The sequence below is a fragment of the bacterium genome (assembly GCA_016700035.1).
In the GTDB taxonomy this organism is placed as follows: Bacteria; Patescibacteriota; Saccharimonadia; order CAILAD01.
Genome location: CP064998.1, coordinates 492,612 through 508,399, shown reverse-complemented (window position 1 = coordinate 508,399; position 15,788 = coordinate 492,612). Strand labels below are relative to the sequence as shown.

Annotated in this window: 18 protein-coding genes and 1 tRNA gene; 17 read left to right on the top strand and 2 right to left on the bottom strand. The window is 44.8% G+C overall.

Annotated features, from left to right (window positions below; genetic code table 11):
* The first annotated feature begins 289 nt into the window (after window positions 1-289).
* The 4 genes from IPM44_02410 to IPM44_02395 are packed head-to-tail and all read left to right on the top strand — an operon-like array spanning window position 290 to window position 4,752.
* Window positions 290-1,435 carry a beta-propeller fold lactonase family protein gene (locus IPM44_02410; GenBank protein ID QQS26560.1) on the top strand — a complete coding sequence of 382 codons (1,146 nt, stop codon included), beginning with the start codon at window positions 290-292 and terminating at the stop codon, window positions 1,433-1,435.
* A 27-nt stretch (window positions 1,436-1,462) separates the two neighbouring features.
* Window positions 1,463-1,888, top strand: a complete 426-nt coding sequence (locus IPM44_02405; protein ID QQS26559.1) for a DUF305 domain-containing protein — start codon at window positions 1,463-1,465, stop codon at window positions 1,886-1,888.
* Window positions 1,889-1,890: 2 nt separating this feature from the next.
* Window positions 1,891-2,730 (top strand): hypothetical protein, encoded by an 840-nt coding sequence (locus IPM44_02400; protein QQS26558.1) that lies wholly within the window; start codon window positions 1,891-1,893, stop codon window positions 2,728-2,730.
* A 3-nt stretch (window positions 2,731-2,733) separates the two neighbouring features.
* A complete protein-coding gene (locus tag IPM44_02395) occupies window positions 2,734-4,752 on the top strand; it encodes a heavy metal translocating P-type ATPase (GenBank protein ID QQS26557.1) in 2,019 nt (672 codons plus the stop codon).
* A 200-nt stretch (window positions 4,753-4,952) separates the two neighbouring features.
* Here the strand turns inward: IPM44_02395 and IPM44_02390 are convergent.
* Window positions 4,953-5,029: transfer RNA gene (locus IPM44_02390), tRNA-Trp, on the bottom strand.
* Window positions 5,030-5,118: 89 nt separating this feature from the next.
* Here IPM44_02390 and IPM44_02385 point away from each other — a divergent pair.
* The 9 genes from IPM44_02385 (at window position 5,119) to IPM44_02345 (ending at window position 11,245) form a co-directional block, all read left to right on the top strand.
* Window positions 5,119-5,541, top strand: a complete 423-nt coding sequence (locus tag IPM44_02385; GenBank protein QQS26556.1) for a cupin domain-containing protein — start codon at window positions 5,119-5,121, stop codon at window positions 5,539-5,541.
* Between the two features lie 9 nt (window positions 5,542-5,550).
* Window positions 5,551-6,060: a class I SAM-dependent methyltransferase gene (locus IPM44_02380; protein QQS26555.1), complete on the top strand. Its 510-nt coding sequence runs from the start codon at window positions 5,551-5,553 to the stop codon at window positions 6,058-6,060.
* A gap of 22 nt (window positions 6,061-6,082) precedes the next feature.
* Window positions 6,083-6,685, top strand: coding sequence for a superoxide dismutase (locus IPM44_02375; protein QQS26554.1), 603 nt, complete (start codon window positions 6,083-6,085; stop codon window positions 6,683-6,685).
* Between the two features lie 34 nt (window positions 6,686-6,719).
* Window positions 6,720-7,250, top strand: a complete 531-nt coding sequence (locus tag IPM44_02370) for a peroxiredoxin (GenBank protein ID QQS26553.1) — start codon at window positions 6,720-6,722, stop codon at window positions 7,248-7,250.
* 35 nt (window positions 7,251-7,285) lie between these two features.
* Window positions 7,286-8,062, top strand: a complete 777-nt coding sequence (locus IPM44_02365) for a hypothetical protein (GenBank protein QQS26552.1) — start codon at window positions 7,286-7,288, stop codon at window positions 8,060-8,062.
* 62 nt (window positions 8,063-8,124) lie between these two features.
* Entirely contained in the window at window positions 8,125-8,742 is a 618-nt protein-coding gene (locus IPM44_02360; GenBank protein QQS26551.1) for a hypothetical protein, read from the top strand.
* Between the two features lie 27 nt (window positions 8,743-8,769).
* The gene (locus IPM44_02355; protein ID QQS26550.1) at window positions 8,770-9,153 is read left to right on the top strand and encodes a response regulator; all 384 of its coding nucleotides are present in this window, start codon (window positions 8,770-8,772) and stop codon (window positions 9,151-9,153) included.
* On the top strand, window positions 9,150-9,863 hold the full coding sequence (gene recO / locus IPM44_02350) for a DNA repair protein RecO (protein ID QQS26549.1): 714 nt from the start codon (window positions 9,150-9,152) through the stop codon (window positions 9,861-9,863). The genes IPM44_02355 and recO overlap by 4 nt, the downstream gene beginning before the upstream one ends.
* Before the next feature lie 11 nt (window positions 9,864-9,874).
* Window positions 9,875-11,245, top strand: a complete 1,371-nt coding sequence (locus tag IPM44_02345) for a glycine--tRNA ligase (GenBank protein ID QQS26548.1) — start codon at window positions 9,875-9,877, stop codon at window positions 11,243-11,245.
* Here IPM44_02345 and IPM44_02340 read toward each other — a convergent pair whose 3' ends face one another.
* A complete protein-coding gene (locus IPM44_02340; protein ID QQS26547.1) occupies window positions 11,246-11,761 on the bottom strand; it encodes a VIT1/CCC1 transporter family protein in 516 nt (171 codons plus the stop codon). It abuts the gene before it with no gap.
* A 153-nt stretch (window positions 11,762-11,914) separates the two neighbouring features.
* Between IPM44_02340 and IPM44_02335 the strand changes: the two genes are divergently transcribed.
* The 4 genes from IPM44_02335 to IPM44_02320 all read left to right on the top strand — a co-directional run bounded on the left by IPM44_02335 (window position 11,915) and on the right by IPM44_02320 (window position 15,780).
* Window positions 11,915-12,265, top strand: a complete 351-nt coding sequence (locus IPM44_02335; GenBank protein ID QQS26546.1) for a cell division/cell wall cluster transcriptional repressor MraZ — start codon at window positions 11,915-11,917, stop codon at window positions 12,263-12,265.
* A gap of 314 nt (window positions 12,266-12,579) precedes the next feature.
* Window positions 12,580-13,488 (top strand): 16S rRNA (cytosine(1402)-N(4))-methyltransferase RsmH, encoded by a 909-nt coding sequence (rsmH, locus tag IPM44_02330; GenBank protein QQS26545.1) that lies wholly within the window; start codon window positions 12,580-12,582, stop codon window positions 13,486-13,488.
* Between the two features lie 169 nt (window positions 13,489-13,657).
* Window positions 13,658-13,981, top strand: a complete 324-nt coding sequence (locus IPM44_02325; protein QQS26544.1) for a hypothetical protein — start codon at window positions 13,658-13,660, stop codon at window positions 13,979-13,981.
* A 68-nt stretch (window positions 13,982-14,049) separates the two neighbouring features.
* On the top strand, window positions 14,050-15,780 hold the full coding sequence (locus IPM44_02320) for a penicillin-binding protein 2 (GenBank protein ID QQS26543.1): 1,731 nt from the start codon (window positions 14,050-14,052) through the stop codon (window positions 15,778-15,780).
* Window positions 15,781-15,788 lie beyond the last annotated feature (8 nt).

Genomic DNA, 15,788 nt, shown 5'->3' with positions numbered 1-15,788 from the left:
CAGCTCAAGTGATTCAGCTTCATGTGCCACACTATGTCGAACGGCTGTGTTTAGTAAAGAAGAATCCCTAGATTCTAATAATGGCGAAGAAAATGACGAACCAGTCGTACCTTTCTATGTGCTTACGGAAGGCTGGCATTTTAACGACAGCATAGTAAGCCAAGAGAGATATGCAGACTCTGTTAAACCACCACCAAAGATACCGATTTATATTCTGTACGGTGTCTTCAGAGCTTGAGAGTGTGTTTGTCCTCACGCAAACACACTTTAAGGTAATTTTGGAGTACAAATGAAAAGAAAATATCTATGGCTAATTGGCGGAGTATCTGTACTGCTTGTAGTGGTCGCTGCCTATCTACTTTTCCCTGTTACGGGAGCGGAAATCGCTAATGATAAAGTATATGTCGCAGCCGAAGACGCTGGGAGAATAGACGTAATTAGCCCCAAGTCACAATCTGTCATTGCAAAGATAGAACTAGCCAATAAAGAAAATGCAGATGGAGCAATGTATATGGCACACAACGTCCAGGTTGCACCAGATGGCAAATCTGTATGGGTTACTGCAAATGCTATGGCAAATCATACTGCGAGCTTGAAGACACGTGTATTGAACAAACTGTTCCCGACTGCGTATGCCGGTGAAGGACACAATGACGTATCTACCAGTTCTGATCAAGTCGTTGTCATCGACCCCTTAACCGATAAGATAACCAAGCGGATTGATATAGGTAGTGACCTCCACTTGGCACACGTGGTGCTTACGCCCGACAGTAGATTCGCATTGGCTACTTCACAAAACAAGGCTGAAGTGTACAAAATCGACACTAAGACGTTTACGGTTGTTGCAACCGCAAGTGCAAAGGCTAATGCAGGGCCGCACGGTCTGCGTGTATCTCCTGACGGCAAATACGCTTATGTTGCGTTGATGGGAGATAAAAGTATCGGCAAGCTGAGCCTCTCGACCTTTACATTCGAGTATATTCCGCTTAACGGAACTCCTGTTCAGACTGGCGTGACCGCAAATGGCAAGTATGCTCTAGCGTCAGTCTTCACCAGCAAGAGTGTCGCTATCGTAGATACTTCGAGTAGCAAGGTACGCTATGCACCCCTACCAAATGAATCAAAAGGACCCCTGCAGCTGTATCCATCGCCTGACTCCCGCTATGCGTACGTCGCCGACCAGGGTAATGACTTCGGTCAACCAGCTGGAAACAACTTATACAAAGTAGACTTGGAACAAGCAAAGACAACTCAAACTATTCCAGTCGGCAGTGCTCCTCACGGTGTAGTTGTGTCGCCAGATGATAGGTTCACATACGTTACAAATATGGAGAGTAACGACGTTTCAGTGGTTGATAATAACGCTGGAAAAGAAGTTGCTCGTATTAGCGTTGGTAAAAAACCGAATGGAATAAGTTATTGGGCTAAACCATAATCAGATAACTAAGGATTGGAGATAACTATGAAAAATAAGAGTATAATCGCAGTAGTAATGGTTGCACTTATCGCAGCAGCTGGATTCGGCGGCTATGTGGTTGGCAGCCAAAATGATGACAACAAAAACACAAATACGCCCGCTGCTACCGAACAGCAGCCAACGACTACAGATCACAATTCAATGTCTATGATGGATATGAATAAGCAACTAGAGGGCTTATCGGGCGACGCCTATGACAAGGCCTTTATCGAGATGATGATAACTCATCACGAGGGAGCAGTTGATATGGCTAAGCTGTCGGCGGGACGAGCGAAACACGACGAGATAAAGCAGCTGAGCCAAGCCATCATTGCAGCTCAAGATAAGGAGATAGTTGAGATGAAGCAATGGCAGCAAGACTGGGGCTACTCTAGCAGCGAAATGAACCAGATGATGCACGGTGGGCACTAAAAATGAGCGAGACAGAAGTATCAAACAAAACTCAAGCTAGTAAGAGTACCCTGAAGCTTAGTAAAAGAGTAGCTGCTTATGCGGCAGCTACTCTGGCAGCGATTACACTGCTTGTCGGTGGATGGTATGGTTATGTATACGCATCTACTCCTGAACATCTCAGAAAGCCTACTTACCAGCATTACCATTACCGCACACAAATACTGGTTAACGGTAAAGCGGTTAACTTTTCAAAGGATGAATTTCAAGTAGTAAGCGGTAATTCTACTACGTGTAGTGCAGAAGTTGGCAGTATACCGATAGACTTCCACGATAAGATGGACCAACTGACGCACGTTCATTGGAACGGTATGACTGGCGGCGAGTTTCTGAAGTACTTTGGATGGAACTACATTGGCGGTGAGGACGAATTGCTCGGGCGACGGTACGACGCTGGTATTATACCTAGCTCTGTAAAGATATATGGCAAGGTGCTGCCAACCGTACCCGATAAAGCTAATTTCTATGTATATGTTGGCGATAAAAATGACTATCAGCAAAAAGTTTGGAATGATTTTCTGAAACAGGATCTTGAAACGTTCTTTGGCAAGAAAAGTAACGTAGGACACAACGAAGAGGTGTCGTCTGCCAACGTGCTAGACTGGCTATTTCCAAAAGCCTCTGCTCACGGCGGTGTGGTAGATGAGCATCCGTCCGAAAAAACAGAGGAAGAATTGACCCGCATAAATAACCTGGTTGGCAATGTAGCTATATTTGTACAAGAAAAGGAGCCCACTAAAGAACAGATACAGGCACGTTTTGATAACCTTGTGCCTTTACACGAAAGCACGTGCGGAGATTAAGCTATGGATCACTCACACCACGAACACCATCACGATAACAGTGAGCACCAAGAGCACGACAAGCACGCAGGACATTCTGTGACAATGTTTAAGGATAAGTTTTGGTTGTCCTTAATTTTAACCATACCTGTACTCGCATATAGCGAGATGATACAGCATTGGCTGAACTTCACGCCGCCAGCATTTCCTGGCTCACAATATGTGCCATTCGTGTTTAGTACCATCATCTTCTTTTATGGTGGTTTGGTGTTCATTCGTAGTGCGTGGGGCGAGTTAAAAGCAAAATTGCCAGGCATGATGACTCTTATCAGCCTGGCAATCATTACTGCGTATGCCTATAGCATTGCAACACAGTTCTTCATAGAGGGCGATGGCTTCTTCTGGGAGCTAGCAACCCTAGTAACTATCATGTTACTAGGGCATTGGCTGGAAATGGCATCAGTTGCTAAAGCTGAAAACGCCCTTGACGCTATATCTAAGTTGCTTCCCGACAAAGCCGAAAAGTTAGTCAAAGGCAAGCCCATGGAAGTATTAGTAAGCGAACTGAGCGTGGGAGATCTTGTATTAGTCAGGCCAGGGACAAGAATACCAATTGACGGAGTTATTACTAATGGAACGACGTCGATAGATGAAGCTGCTATAACCGGAGAATCAAAGCCTGTAGCTAAAGCCTCAAATGATGGCGTTGTTGCGGGAACTGTCAACCAAGACGGTTCAATCACTGTACGGGTTACAAAAATCGGGGACGACACAGCTTTAGCTGGGATCATGCGTCTTGTTGCCGAAGCACAAACCTCAAAGTCTAATGTTCAGGTTCTTGCAGACAAGGCAGCATTTTATCTAACTTTCATTGCAATAATTACCGCCATAACCACGTTTATTTATTGGCTAATTGCAAAAGACGCGGGTTTTGCCTTAGAACGGTCAGTTACGGTTCTGATTATTGCTTGTCCTCATGCACTAGGCTTGGCTATACCCTTAGTTGTTTCAATATCGACTGCGTTATCGGCCAAAAACGGCTTACTGGTTCGCAAAAGATTAGCCCTCGAATCAGCTCGAAAACTAGATTGGGTACTTTTTGATAAAACAGGAACATTGACAAAAGGTGAACACGGCGTTACCGATATATGGGCTACAAAAGGACATAGCAAAGAAGATGTTTTACATTTAACCGCAAGTCTTGAACAGAATAGTGAGCATATTGTAGGTAAGGGCATTGTACGAAAAGCAGAAGGAGAACATGTTCACCTTGATAAGGTCACTGACTTTAAAGCTCTGCCAGGTTTAGGTGTACAAGGCACATTGCACGGTAGCGAAGTGTATATAGCTGCCAGTTACCGGTATATAGAAGAAAACAAGCTTAGTGTTCCTGCGGATATCGCCAAAGCAGTAAAAAAAGCTGCGAGAGAGGGCAAGACGGAAGTGTATTTGATTACCAACGAACAGGTTATCGGTGCGTTAGGCTTAGCTGACATAGTTCGCGATGAATCAAAGCAGACCATCGCTACGCTTAAGGAAATGGGCATAAAGACGGCCATGATAACGGGCGACTCTGAAGAAGTAGCGTCCTATGTATCAAAACAACTTGGATTAGATCAATATTTTGCTGAAGTGCGTCCTGAAGATAAATCTGCGAAAGTAAAAGCACTTCAGAAGAATAGTAATAAGGTCGCGATGGTTGGAGATGGCATAAATGATGCACCAGCACTCACACAAGCCGACATAGGTATCGCTATTGGGGCGGGCACTGATGTAGCCATTAAGTCGGCAGATATTATCCTGGTCAACAGTAATCCTCAAGATGTAGTTAAAGTAATAAAGCTATCCAAAGCTACGTACCGTAAAATGTTCCAAAATCTTGGCTGGGCTACTGGCTATAACATTTTCGCAATTCCACTAGCTGCGGGTGTACTATTTGGGGCCGGGATTGTACTGTCACCAGCAGTAGGCGCAGTACTCATGTCTGCTTCTACTGTAATAGTTGCGCTAAACGCCCAGTTACTGCGAAAAACTGTACTCTAAAATCTCATTCCGCTACAACGTAAGGTCTAACTGCTTCAGCAATACTAATTAATTCTATGAAAAAGTTCGATTGTACAAGTGGAGGACAAACGGGAATCGAACTTTTTATCAGAGTAAATGCAGGAGAATTGCACAAAAACATATTCAAGCAATAGGAAATAGAACTTTTTCTATCTGTTATTTTTTTGAACTGTTCTGCTTGGCAGGGGTGGCAGGAATCGAACCCGCGGCCTTCGGTTTTGGAGACCGACGCTCTAGCCAGCTGAGCTACACCCCTATAGACGAATGGTCATTATTATACCAGATAACAGATAGAAACTGTAGGCGTTTCGCGCTATAATAAAGGTAGGTAATGGGAGAAGTATTATGACTGAAAATGATAGAAAAGTGTTTGTTCTAGATATGGAGGCAGAGACTAAAAATAACACAAATTTTCGGACGACATTATGGACGGGCGAGTATACGCAGCTAACTGTGATGTCTATTCCGGTTGGTAGCGAGATAGGCCTAGAGGTGCATGGTGATGTTGATCAGTTTTTGCGTGTCGAAGCTGGGGCTGCAACACTTGTTACTGGTCCATCTAAGGAAGAGGTGAGTGATACGGCCGAATTGCAACCAGATACTGCAGTGCTAATTCCGGCTGGTACCTGGCATAATATTAAGAACATTGGTGATTCGGATCTAAAAGTATACTCACTTTATAGTCCAGCCGAACATGCTCCAGGTACTATTCACAAGACCAAAGAAGAGGCTGATGCGGCTGAAGCCTTAGAACATGGGGAAGCCTAGACTTAGATAGTGAATTGGCTTTGGCTTATTGCATCGGTGATTATTTTGAGCTTCGGTATTGGAGCGTTTTTGGGTGCTCCTTGGGTTCCGGCTTTTAGCCAAGACTTGGATGAGCTATTTAAGTTGGCAGGAGTAAAGCGAGGCACGAAATTTGTCGATCTAGGCTGTGGCGATGGTAAGGTTTTAGCAGCCGCCGCTCGACGCGGAGCAGAAGTAGTTGGTTTTGAAGTGAATCCGCTACTTTGGCTAATTGCTCGCTTGCGCTTATTGCGCTACGGCAAGCGCGCCAAGGTTTATTTAAGGAGTTTTTGGTCGGTTGATATTGGGGAGTTTGACGTAGTGTATCTCTATTTAATTCACCACCACATGCCAAAAATGCGCAATCAGCTGGCTCGCCAGCTCAATCCGGATGCTAAGGTTATATCGTACATGTTTGCTTTTGAGGGAGCTGCACCAATAAAAACAACCCGTAATAGCTTTTTGTATGATTGCACTAGCTTTGGTAGAGTAGAAGAATAGCCTTAATTTTTTAGGAGGTAGTATGACAGAATTAATCGCTAAGCCATTAGGCTACACTGAATTACCGGGAATTACCGCGAGACAACTAGCCGAACATTATAAGCTTTATGAGGGCTATGTAAAGAAATATAATGAACTCGCTACTCAAGCGCGCCAAGTTGATCCGGCGGTTAGTAATGGCACTTATGCTGAAATTCGTGAAGTTAATTTAGAGAAGGTTTTTGCTCTAAATGCCATCCGCCTGCATGAAGCTTATTTTGAAAATATGACTGATAAGTCTCAGCAGTGCTCCGGGGCAATTAAGCAGTTAATTGAGCAAGAATGGGGCAGTGTAGAAGCTTGGTCGACCGACTTTGCGGCCTTGGGCCTCGCAGCTCGCGGCTGGGTTGTGTTGGCTTGGGATTTTGACAATCAGAGGCTTGAGAATTATATTTGCGATGCCCATAATCAAGGGGGAGTATGGAATAGTGGAGCGCTATTGGTGCTTGATGTCTATGAGCATGCTTATTTTCTCGATTACGCCACAGCTCGCAAAGCCTACATCGATGAATTTATGAAGCTGATTGATTGGCAGGTTGTAAACGAGCGAATCCCGAAGTGGGCAATTGAGAAATTTACCACATAAGACCATAGAAAGTAACTAAGTATAGGAGTAATATATGATTCAACTTAATAAACCAGCACCAGAATTTAGCGCCAGCGCCTATCAAAAGGGGCTTGACGATGATTATCGAGAGATTAGCCTGAAAGATTATGCCGGCAAGTGGCTAGTGTTATTCTTTTATCCGCGGGACTTTACCTTTGTTTGTCCAACTGAAATTGAAGGTTTCCAAAAGCATCACAAGGATTTTCAGGAGGCAAATTGTGAAATTCTGGCAGCTTCAACTGACACCATTCAAAGCCATAAGGCATGGTTTGAGCGCGATTTAAAGGATGTTGAATACGCTGTGCTTGAAGATCCAGCCCACCGACTGTCTCGTGCCTATGAAGTGCTGGATGAAGAAAATGGACAGGCTGAGCGCGGGCTATTCATCATTGATCCTGAGCAAAATATTCGTTACGTAGTTCTTTCCGATGGAAACGTTGGCCGCTCGGTAACTGAGACTTTGCGAGTAGTGAAGGCACTGCAGACCGGTGGGCTATGTCCAATTGATTGGCACCCCGGCGAGAAGCTTGTTGAGAAAAAATAGGGTATACTATTAAGCATAAGTTTTTTGTAAGATAAATGCCTCCAACGACACCACAACAACCCAACCAGCAGCCAGCTCAGCAACCTTCACCTCAGAATGTTGCGCCGGCTGGCTTTGGTGCTGGAGTGGCAGCTGCAGAACAGCAGAAGGTGCAAAATAACCTAAAGACCACCGAGGATAAATATAAGCGCACTAAGGTGTTTTTATATATCTCGATTGGAGTGGGTGCAATTGCTCTGATAGCTGCACTCGTATTCGGCATATTATATACAAATGCTTCGATGGCGAACTCCAAAAAGTATAACGAAGGCTATGGCGCGGGTAGTGAGGAGCAAAAAAAGAAGGATGAGGATGAAGCAATAAAATCTAGCCTAAGCGATACGCGTGATTATATTGCCCCTGAAGAACTCGGCGCATTCCAGATGCGAATCCCCAAAAGCTTTAGTATCTCGACCTCTAAAAGTGGCAAAGATCAGCTAATTTTCTTAGCTCACCCCGATAAGGTTGATGTTAGCTCGAAAGAACTAGCAATCCGCGTTACAGTACGCGATGAACTCTATACGAAGGTACGTGAAAAATATGATCGTGACGTGAAGGAGAAGCGTAATGGACTGGAGTCGAGTGAAGAAATCAAGGTATCAGATCGGGATGCCATACGCTATATCGGTAAGATGGACCGAGCCGAAAAGGTTGGCACTATGGTGCTCATAAAGTACTTAGATAAGACAATTATCTTTAAGACAGATAACAATGAAAATACCACCCTCTATGAAGCCTATAAAAATGCTCTTAATAGCCTAATTATTTCATAGCCAACATTAAAAGTTGCTTATGCTTGCTGTAGATTATGTAGTGCAGGTAAGCTGGAATATATATGAGGGGTGAGCAAGAGACCGCTAGGCGAGTAATGGCTGGCTATATTTCGTCTCAATTACGGTCGGGAATAGAGGCCATAAAGGCTGCACATCAGCTTGGTGATGGTCGGTTAGTGCTGAAAGCTACTGAGCGCTACATATACCTAGCAGAGGTCGCCCAAGAACTTTACCTAGACACTAGTTTGGCGTCTACTAAAACGAATATATATAGCCATAACTTGGAGCTGATAAAGGCAAGGCTGGAAGAATTACCCGGAATAGCCTGGCAACGACAAAAACGACTACCACGTGTCGCTGGCGTGGCCGAAGAACAACTGAGGGTCATAGGAAATTTATTGGAGCTTTTAGATGCCGAGAGGTTAACTTTGGAATTTCGCCCCCGTGATGATGAGCTGGTGATGCGTTATGGAGGGAGTTATAGTATACCGGAAGAGCTGGCCATTGCATCTAGTCGCAGTATGTTATTACGGGTTACACGACAGCCGTCTTTAGTATCGATACGAGGTTATTTACTGGCTCGACGCTGTGATACTGCGATGATGCGTATGGTCGTCGCGGCAGGGGTGGTATACTTACATTTTCAAATTATTCGACAGATGAAAATACCTCTAAGTTAGTAGTCTGATGGGTGATACAATAGGGTTATGAAAAAGCAAGTTTTACTAGTTGATGAAGATGAGATTTTTCGTCAGGTATACGCTCGTACACTGGAGGCTGGTGGCTATGAAGTCGTGCATGCCACGGGGGCATCGGAGGCAATGGATAAGCTTGATTGTAATGAGATTGATATTATTGTCTCAGAGGTACTTTTGCCTGGCCGGAATGGTCTTAAACTCCTCAAGGATATTCGAGTGCGCACCGCCAGTAATAAGACGCCAATTATTTTGCTGACAGTACTTGAAGCGGCTGATATTGGCCTATATCAGGGCTTGCAACAGTCACTTAATGTCTCGGTATATTTAGTTAAGCAGAAGTCTACTCCAGCAGATCTTGTTGCAGCTATTGACCACAGCCTAGCACTTTTATGAGGGGGCATTTTCAAGGACGAGCCATAATCTTATCGCGTCGCGATATTGGTGAGGCAGATCGGATTATTCGAGTATTTTTTGCCGAGCGTGGCCGTGAGTCGGTGGTGGCTCGCGGAGTTAGAAAGCCACAAGCTAAACTCCGTGGCATGTTGGAGTCTGGCATGGAGGTTCAGCTTAATTGCGTGGAAGCTAAAAGTTTACCGGTACTAACTGGAGCAAGCCTATTGGCTGTACACGAGGCGATAATTACCGACTACGATACGCTAATTGTGGCGCAGGGACTTTTAGAGATTACCGAACGCACCATTGCTGAACATAGCCCGGAGCTTGAGTGGTATGATTTTTTGTCATCGGCTTTAGCTTACCTGGCTGACCATGTCGGAGACGATCAAGCGCGTCGTCTAATTTGGACTACTGGGTTGATAAAGAACTTGCAGGGTCACGGCTTATCACCAACTCTACATCTAGATAAGCGATGCTTACATCTCCAAGATGGTACATTTGAAGCTTCTGGAGGGGTCGAGTTAAGTGGGGGGGCAATTAAGCTCTGGCGAGTTTGTCGTGATTATTCAGTAGAGGATCTGGCTCGCGTTAAAGGTTTGAGCGTATCGCTTTTGGAATTGGAATCAGTCATAGCTCGCTTTTGGAGCTTGCAAACTGGTATTGATCAGCTGAAATCCTACTCACTATCAGGTCAAAATCTGATATAATAAGGCGCATTATGGCAAGTCAACGTGAACGGCTCAATTTAGAAGAAATTACTAGCTTTGCAAAACGGCGGGGCTTTGTTTTTCAGGCCAGTGAAATTTATGGGGGGCTAGCCGGATTTTGGGATTATGGCCCGTATGGGGCGGAGCTAGTTAATAATCTCAAATCAGCTTGGTGGCGGGCCTTTGTGTATCGTCAGACAAATATCTATGGGCTTGATAGCGCTATTATTCAGCATCCAAAACTCTGGGAGGCCAGCGGTCATGTGGCTGGTTTTGTTGATCCGATGATTGATTGTAAGGCCTGTAAGCATCGTTTTCGAGCCGATCACATTGCCGGTGTTGATACCACTAATCTCGAAGAGTTGGCAAAGCTACTCCAGAATAAGGCTTGCCCAAATTGTGGTAAGAAGGATACTTTTACTCCACCGCGTCAATTTAATATGATGCTGACTACTCACCTCGGTGCAGTGGTTGATGATTCAACAAAGGCTTATTTGCGCCCTGAGACGGCTGGTGGTATTTATGTTAATTATGAAACGGTGCGCGAGACCACACGAGCTAAACTGCCGTTTGGGATTGCTCAGATCGGCAAGGCTTTTCGGAATGAGATTACTCCACGTGATTTTATTTTTCGTGTACGCGAGTTGGAGCAGATGGAGATGCAATATTTTATTGCACCCGAAGATCGTGAAAAAGAATATGAGAATTGGCGCGCTAAAACACGTGAATTTCTCATTAAAGATGTTGGATTACAGGAAAAAAGTTTAGCTTGGCATGAGCATGGCGAGGATGAGAGGGCGCATTATGCGGCGGCCGCTCATGATATCTACTTTAACTTCCCACATGGCTCGAAAGAGCTAGCCGGTATTCATGATCGCACAGACCATGATTTGAAGGCGCACATTGCGGCCAGTGGTAAGGACTTAACTTATTTTAATCAAGAGACCGGCGAGCGGTTTGTGCCAAATGTTATTGAGTCTTCTATGGGGGTGGGGCGATTATTTATTGCTGCTCTAGCTGATGCCTATGATGAAGAAGAGGTGAATGGTGAGGTGCGTACAGTGTTGCACCTGAAGTCAAGCATCGCTCCTATTAAGGTGGCAATTTTACCGCTCTCCAAAAAGTCAGAGCTTACTGAGGTGGCACGAGAGATATTTGCCGATATTGCTGAAAATTGGCGCTGTGAATATGATGACACTCAGTCAATTGGTCGTCGCTATAGGCGTCAGGATGAAATTGGTACGCCACTCTGTGTGACGGTAGACTTCGACTCACTCAACGATCAGGCTGTCACTGTACGTGAGCGCGATAGTATGCAACAAGAACGTATTGCAATTCAAGATCTTTCGGCTTATATCGAAAAGTTTTATCGGGCAAATTAGCTACTGTTTAAACAGTATACCAACCGCAGATCCGATAGCTGCCGCCGTACCGCCAACCAGTAAGACCTGTATGCCACTCCTTATAATGCGTCGCTTAGTTAGGGCGCCTTTAATGAGGCCAAGTATAAATAGGCCGACTAATGCGGCTATCATCGAGACATAGATAGCCTGATCGATGGGGAAAAACAGGATTGGCAAGATCGGAATCATCCCGGCGACTGCATATGACACGAACATAATAATTCCACCAATAATAGGGCTGGAGTGACGCTTTGAGCGATTGAGATCTTGCTCAGTTTCTTCAGATAAAAATTCGCCAGCCGCCATCGATATAGCCTCAACAGCGACCGCTACGAAGCCTGCCAGGAGAATAAACTTCACTTCACTAGTGCCAGCAGAAATTCCAGCGATTAGGCCGGTTGTTGAGACCAGACTATCTTCTACGCCAAAAAAACTCGACCGGATGTAGCTCGAGGTAATTTGTTGTTTCTTTCGGCGTTTCTTGTGTGCTGGCATAGTAGTTATGTATAAGTATACAGATTCTTGTGGATAACATCAAAAAAGTTATTAAAATATGTTGACGTGGGTAAGTGTGGGTAATATAGTTATGGTAGTGGGTAAGTGTGGGTAAAACACACGACGCATTGACGAGGAGAAGCAACGGGACCCATGGATTATTTCGAACGACGCCTTGACACCAAAAACCGCCTAACTATTCCAAGCGCTCTACATAAGGAGCTTGGACGAGAAGTGGTAATTACACGCGGTTTTGGACAGTACCTTCACTTGTATCCTAAAAAGATTTGGGATCAGGACATGGAACAGGCATTGCGCGGTGATATTCTCGATGAGAGAATAGCCGATTTAAATGTTCAGTTTCGGACTGGTAGAGTTGAGACCACGCTTGATACTAAGCAAGGTCGGATCACACTCGAACCCCATCATCTGGCTTATGCCGGCATTGGTCGCGATGTTGTTGCGACGCGAGCCGGACGCTACTTCAGATTAATGGCGAAGTAGTAGCTGGGTGAGGGGATTTGAGAGCCCTCAAATCAGAACTTTGAAATAGACATAAAAATAAAATCAGGTTAGCTATTTGGCAGTCAGCGGCGCTTAAAGACCGTCTCGGCGTATCTAAATAGAGACATGTACATTCTTGTTTTTCAAAAACTCCACCTCACAAACTTTCAACTCTTTGAACAAAATGTTCAAAACAAGGACTAATCACATGACTGGTCCTTGCCACATCCGTCTTTAGGCGGAATACACCTCACAACTTTCAAAAATAAAAACACATATAGACAGTTGGCTGCTAAATAGGTAACCTTGACAGCATGACACAGCGACACATTCCTGTATTACAGCGAGAGGTTTTAGATGCATTGCGTCCAGCCAACGGAGAAACCTATGTTGATCTAACGGCTGGCTTTGGCGGACACGCTCAGCTTGTTTTAGATAAGCTTGGCAGTAATGGATCGGCCTACTTGATTGACCAAGATCAAGCCGCCCTGCAGGCATTGTATGAAAAATTTCACGCAGATCGACGAGTGCATATTTATCGAGCCAATTTTGCCGAGCTTGATTGGAGTGCGCTATCGTCACCCGATTGTATTTTGGCTGATATTGGAGTAAGCAGTGTGCAGTTAGATGATGCGACCAGGGGATTTTCTTTTCGGCATGATGCACCCCTTGATATGCGAATGGATCAGAGCCGGGGGCAGACAGCAGCTGAGTTAATTGCTGAAATTAGCGAACTGGATCTAGCTAATTTAATTTGGCGCTATGGTGAAGAAAAAAAATCACGTCAAATTGCACGAGCAATCATCATGGAGCGTGCAACCAGACCAATAACTACCACGACTCAGCTGGCCGAGTTGGTGAGAGCTCAGTTCCCAGGTGGCTATCATCGAATTGATCCTGCTACACGGACTTTTCAGGCCTTACGTATCGTCGTAAACCAGGAACTTGTAATGTTGGAGCGCATGCTCGACTACGCCTTGGTGGCCTTGGCTCCCGGCGGGCGCTTAGCTGTAATTAGCTTTCATTCTTTAGAAGATCGCATAATTAAGCAAAAAATGCGTGACATTACGCGCGATCTATGCGATACTATTACAGGACAAGCATTACAGGAATCACAGTTTCGCTTGGTTACCAAAAGGCCAATAATTCCGGCCGACAATGAAATTGCTTACAATCCACGTGCCCGGAGTGCAAAACTCCGAGTCGTCGAAAAGAAAAAATAACACAAAAAAGGAGGTCAAATGACCGTATCAGTACGAAATATGAGCCCACGCGCTACCCGACTTAAGGTTCGCGTAATTAAGTAATTTTGCAGAAAAAATAATTTCTGTAGTTACTTGTGTATAAAAAACAAAAATAAAAACAAAAATATACCAAAACAAAGGAGAAAGTATGTACCCAAGCACATATCGATTAATGCGCAATCAAAATCTTACTCGCGTCGAAGCCCGCGTACAGGCTGGACCGATATCTGTTTCATTTATGTTGATTGCTCTTGTGGTATTGCTTTCGCTTTTGTATCTCAATCAGATATCCAAATCTACAACTCTTAATTATCGACTATCCACCCTCGATGCCAAAAGAACTGCCTTACAGGCGGAAAAAGAACAGCTTCGTATTGATGCAGCACGCCTGCAATCAATTAGTGAAACTCGCAATTCGCAGGTTGCACAAGCTATGACACCAGTGCAAAATGTAAGTTACGCACAGCGTTAGAATTTTAGAACAAGAATAAGTAGGAGGCTAGACTGCAAGGCGGGCGACAACGAACTGTTGTATATGGCATGAGTAATATCCGGCTCTATGTTTTGGCGGCAGCCTTTTTGTTGCCAGTACTGATTATTTTTGGCCGATTGGTTACGGTGCAGGTCTTAAAGCACAGTTTTTATGCTGAGAAAGCTTCGGCTCAGCAATCACGCCAGTTTGAGATTCCAGCAAAACGTGGCGAACTATACGTTGAAGATAATGGTGAGCTGTACCCGGTTGCGCTCAATAATTCACTTAAGTATGTCTACGCCGATCCACAGCTCATTGAAGATCCGGACAAAGCCTCAACCGAGCTCGCACCAATCCTGGACTTAGGCCAGGCTTCATTAGAGAAAAGCCTGACTTTTACCGGGAAAAACCGTTATGTTGAGCTAAAACAGGCAGTTGACAAGGAGACGGCCAAGAAAATTGCCGAACTAAGACTACGCGGTGTAGTGTTGCGCGATCGAGATTATCGATCTTATCCAGAAGGAGCGTTATTTGGGCATTTGACAGGCTACGTAAATAATGATGGCAAGGGGCAGTATGGCTTGGAGGAGTATCTAAATGCCGATCTATCTGGACGTAATGGGATGTTAAAAGCGATTACTGATAGTCAGGGTGTGCCTCTTTCAACTCAGGATAATGTCATTGAGGAGCCACGTAATGGTACCTCGTATGTATTGACGGTCGATCGCTATATTCAGGGGATTGCCGAAAAAGCCCTCAAAACAGCGGTCTCCGACAATAAGGCGGCTAGTGGGAGCATTATTGTCATGGATCCTCACACTGGAGCGATTAAGGCTATGGTAAATACGCCAGATTATGATCCGAACCATTACACTCAAGTAAAACCCGATAATTATGCTAGCTTTTTAAATAGTGCAATTACTAGTCAGTTTGAGCCTGGTTCTGGCTTCAAGCCACTAACTATGTCGATTGGTATTGAAAATAAAAAGGTTGATCAGCACACTGGTTTTAATGATACTGGCGAAGTGGTGATAGGTGAGTATACTATCCACAATGCTGATAAGAAAAAATTTGGCCAGGTAGATATGGCATTAGTTATTAAAAATTCTATCAATACTGGAATGGTTTATATTTTAAAGCTGATGGGGGGTAATCCGAATGAGATTACTCGGGCCGGCAAGGAGATGCTTTACGCCGGCATCCAGAAGTTTGGCTTTGGGCAGAAGACTGGCGTTGAGCTTGCCGGCGAGGCGGCCGGCCGCGTGAAGGATCCAAAGGCAGCTGATATTGATTACGCCAACATGACATTTGGGCAGGGTATTGCCACTACTAGCCTACAGATGGTTACAGCTATGTCTTCGATCGCTAATGGTGGCGTAAAAGTGGAGCCACATATCCTAGCTAAGAAGGTCTTAGCCAATGGTGAGCTAGAAACAGTACATAAGAATTTTGCTAACGATCGAGTGATGAGTAAGGAAACTGCCGACACGGTAGCAAATATGATGATTGGCGTAGTGGAAGGTGGGTCGGGATATCTTACTCGGATGCCGGGGTATAAGATTGCTGGTAAGACTGGTACAGCCCAGGTACCAAAAGCCAATGGACAAGGTTATGAGGAGAATAAAAATATTGGTAGTTTCATCGGATTTGCACCGGTGGGGGATCCGAAATTTATTATGCTCGTTCGGGTTGATTATCCACAAACCAACACTTATGCCGAGCGCAGTGCAGTACCAGCTTTTGCCGAGGTGGCTAAACAATTATTTAGTTACTATCAAGTGCCTCCAGAGGGGAGCTAGTGTTATAA

Bases quoted from the DNA above. Each gene is read 5' to 3' on its own strand.
- IPM44_02410 (QQS26560.1), top strand. From the start codon at position 290: ATGAAAAGAAAATATCTATGGCTAATTGGCGGAGTATCTGTACTGCTT.
- IPM44_02405 (QQS26559.1), top strand. From the start codon at position 1,463: ATGAAAAATAAGAGTATAATCGCAGTAGTAATGGTTGCACTTATCGCA.
- IPM44_02400 (QQS26558.1), top strand. From the start codon at position 1,891: ATGAGCGAGACAGAAGTATCAAACAAAACTCAAGCTAGTAAGAGTACC.
- IPM44_02395 (QQS26557.1), top strand. From the start codon at position 2,734: ATGGATCACTCACACCACGAACACCATCACGATAACAGTGAGCACCAA.
- IPM44_02385 (QQS26556.1), top strand. From the start codon at position 5,119: ATGACTGAAAATGATAGAAAAGTGTTTGTTCTAGATATGGAGGCAGAG.
- IPM44_02375 (QQS26554.1), top strand. From the start codon at position 6,083: ATGACAGAATTAATCGCTAAGCCATTAGGCTACACTGAATTACCGGGA.
- IPM44_02370 (QQS26553.1), top strand. From the start codon at position 6,720: ATGATTCAACTTAATAAACCAGCACCAGAATTTAGCGCCAGCGCCTAT.
- IPM44_02365 (QQS26552.1), top strand. From the start codon at position 7,286: ATGCCTCCAACGACACCACAACAACCCAACCAGCAGCCAGCTCAGCAA.
- IPM44_02360 (QQS26551.1), top strand. From the start codon at position 8,125: ATGAGGGGTGAGCAAGAGACCGCTAGGCGAGTAATGGCTGGCTATATT.
- IPM44_02355 (QQS26550.1), top strand. From the start codon at position 8,770: ATGAAAAAGCAAGTTTTACTAGTTGATGAAGATGAGATTTTTCGTCAG.
- recO (QQS26549.1), top strand. From the start codon at position 9,150: ATGAGGGGGCATTTTCAAGGACGAGCCATAATCTTATCGCGTCGCGAT.
- IPM44_02345 (QQS26548.1), top strand. From the start codon at position 9,875: ATGGCAAGTCAACGTGAACGGCTCAATTTAGAAGAAATTACTAGCTTT.
- IPM44_02340 (QQS26547.1), bottom strand. From the start codon at position 11,761: ATGCCAGCACACAAGAAACGCCGAAAGAAACAACAAATTACCTCGAGC.
- IPM44_02335 (QQS26546.1), top strand. From the start codon at position 11,915: ATGGATTATTTCGAACGACGCCTTGACACCAAAAACCGCCTAACTATT.
- rsmH (QQS26545.1), top strand. From the start codon at position 12,580: ATGACACAGCGACACATTCCTGTATTACAGCGAGAGGTTTTAGATGCA.
- IPM44_02325 (QQS26544.1), top strand. From the start codon at position 13,658: ATGTACCCAAGCACATATCGATTAATGCGCAATCAAAATCTTACTCGC.
- IPM44_02320 (QQS26543.1), top strand. From the start codon at position 14,050: ATGAGTAATATCCGGCTCTATGTTTTGGCGGCAGCCTTTTTGTTGCCA.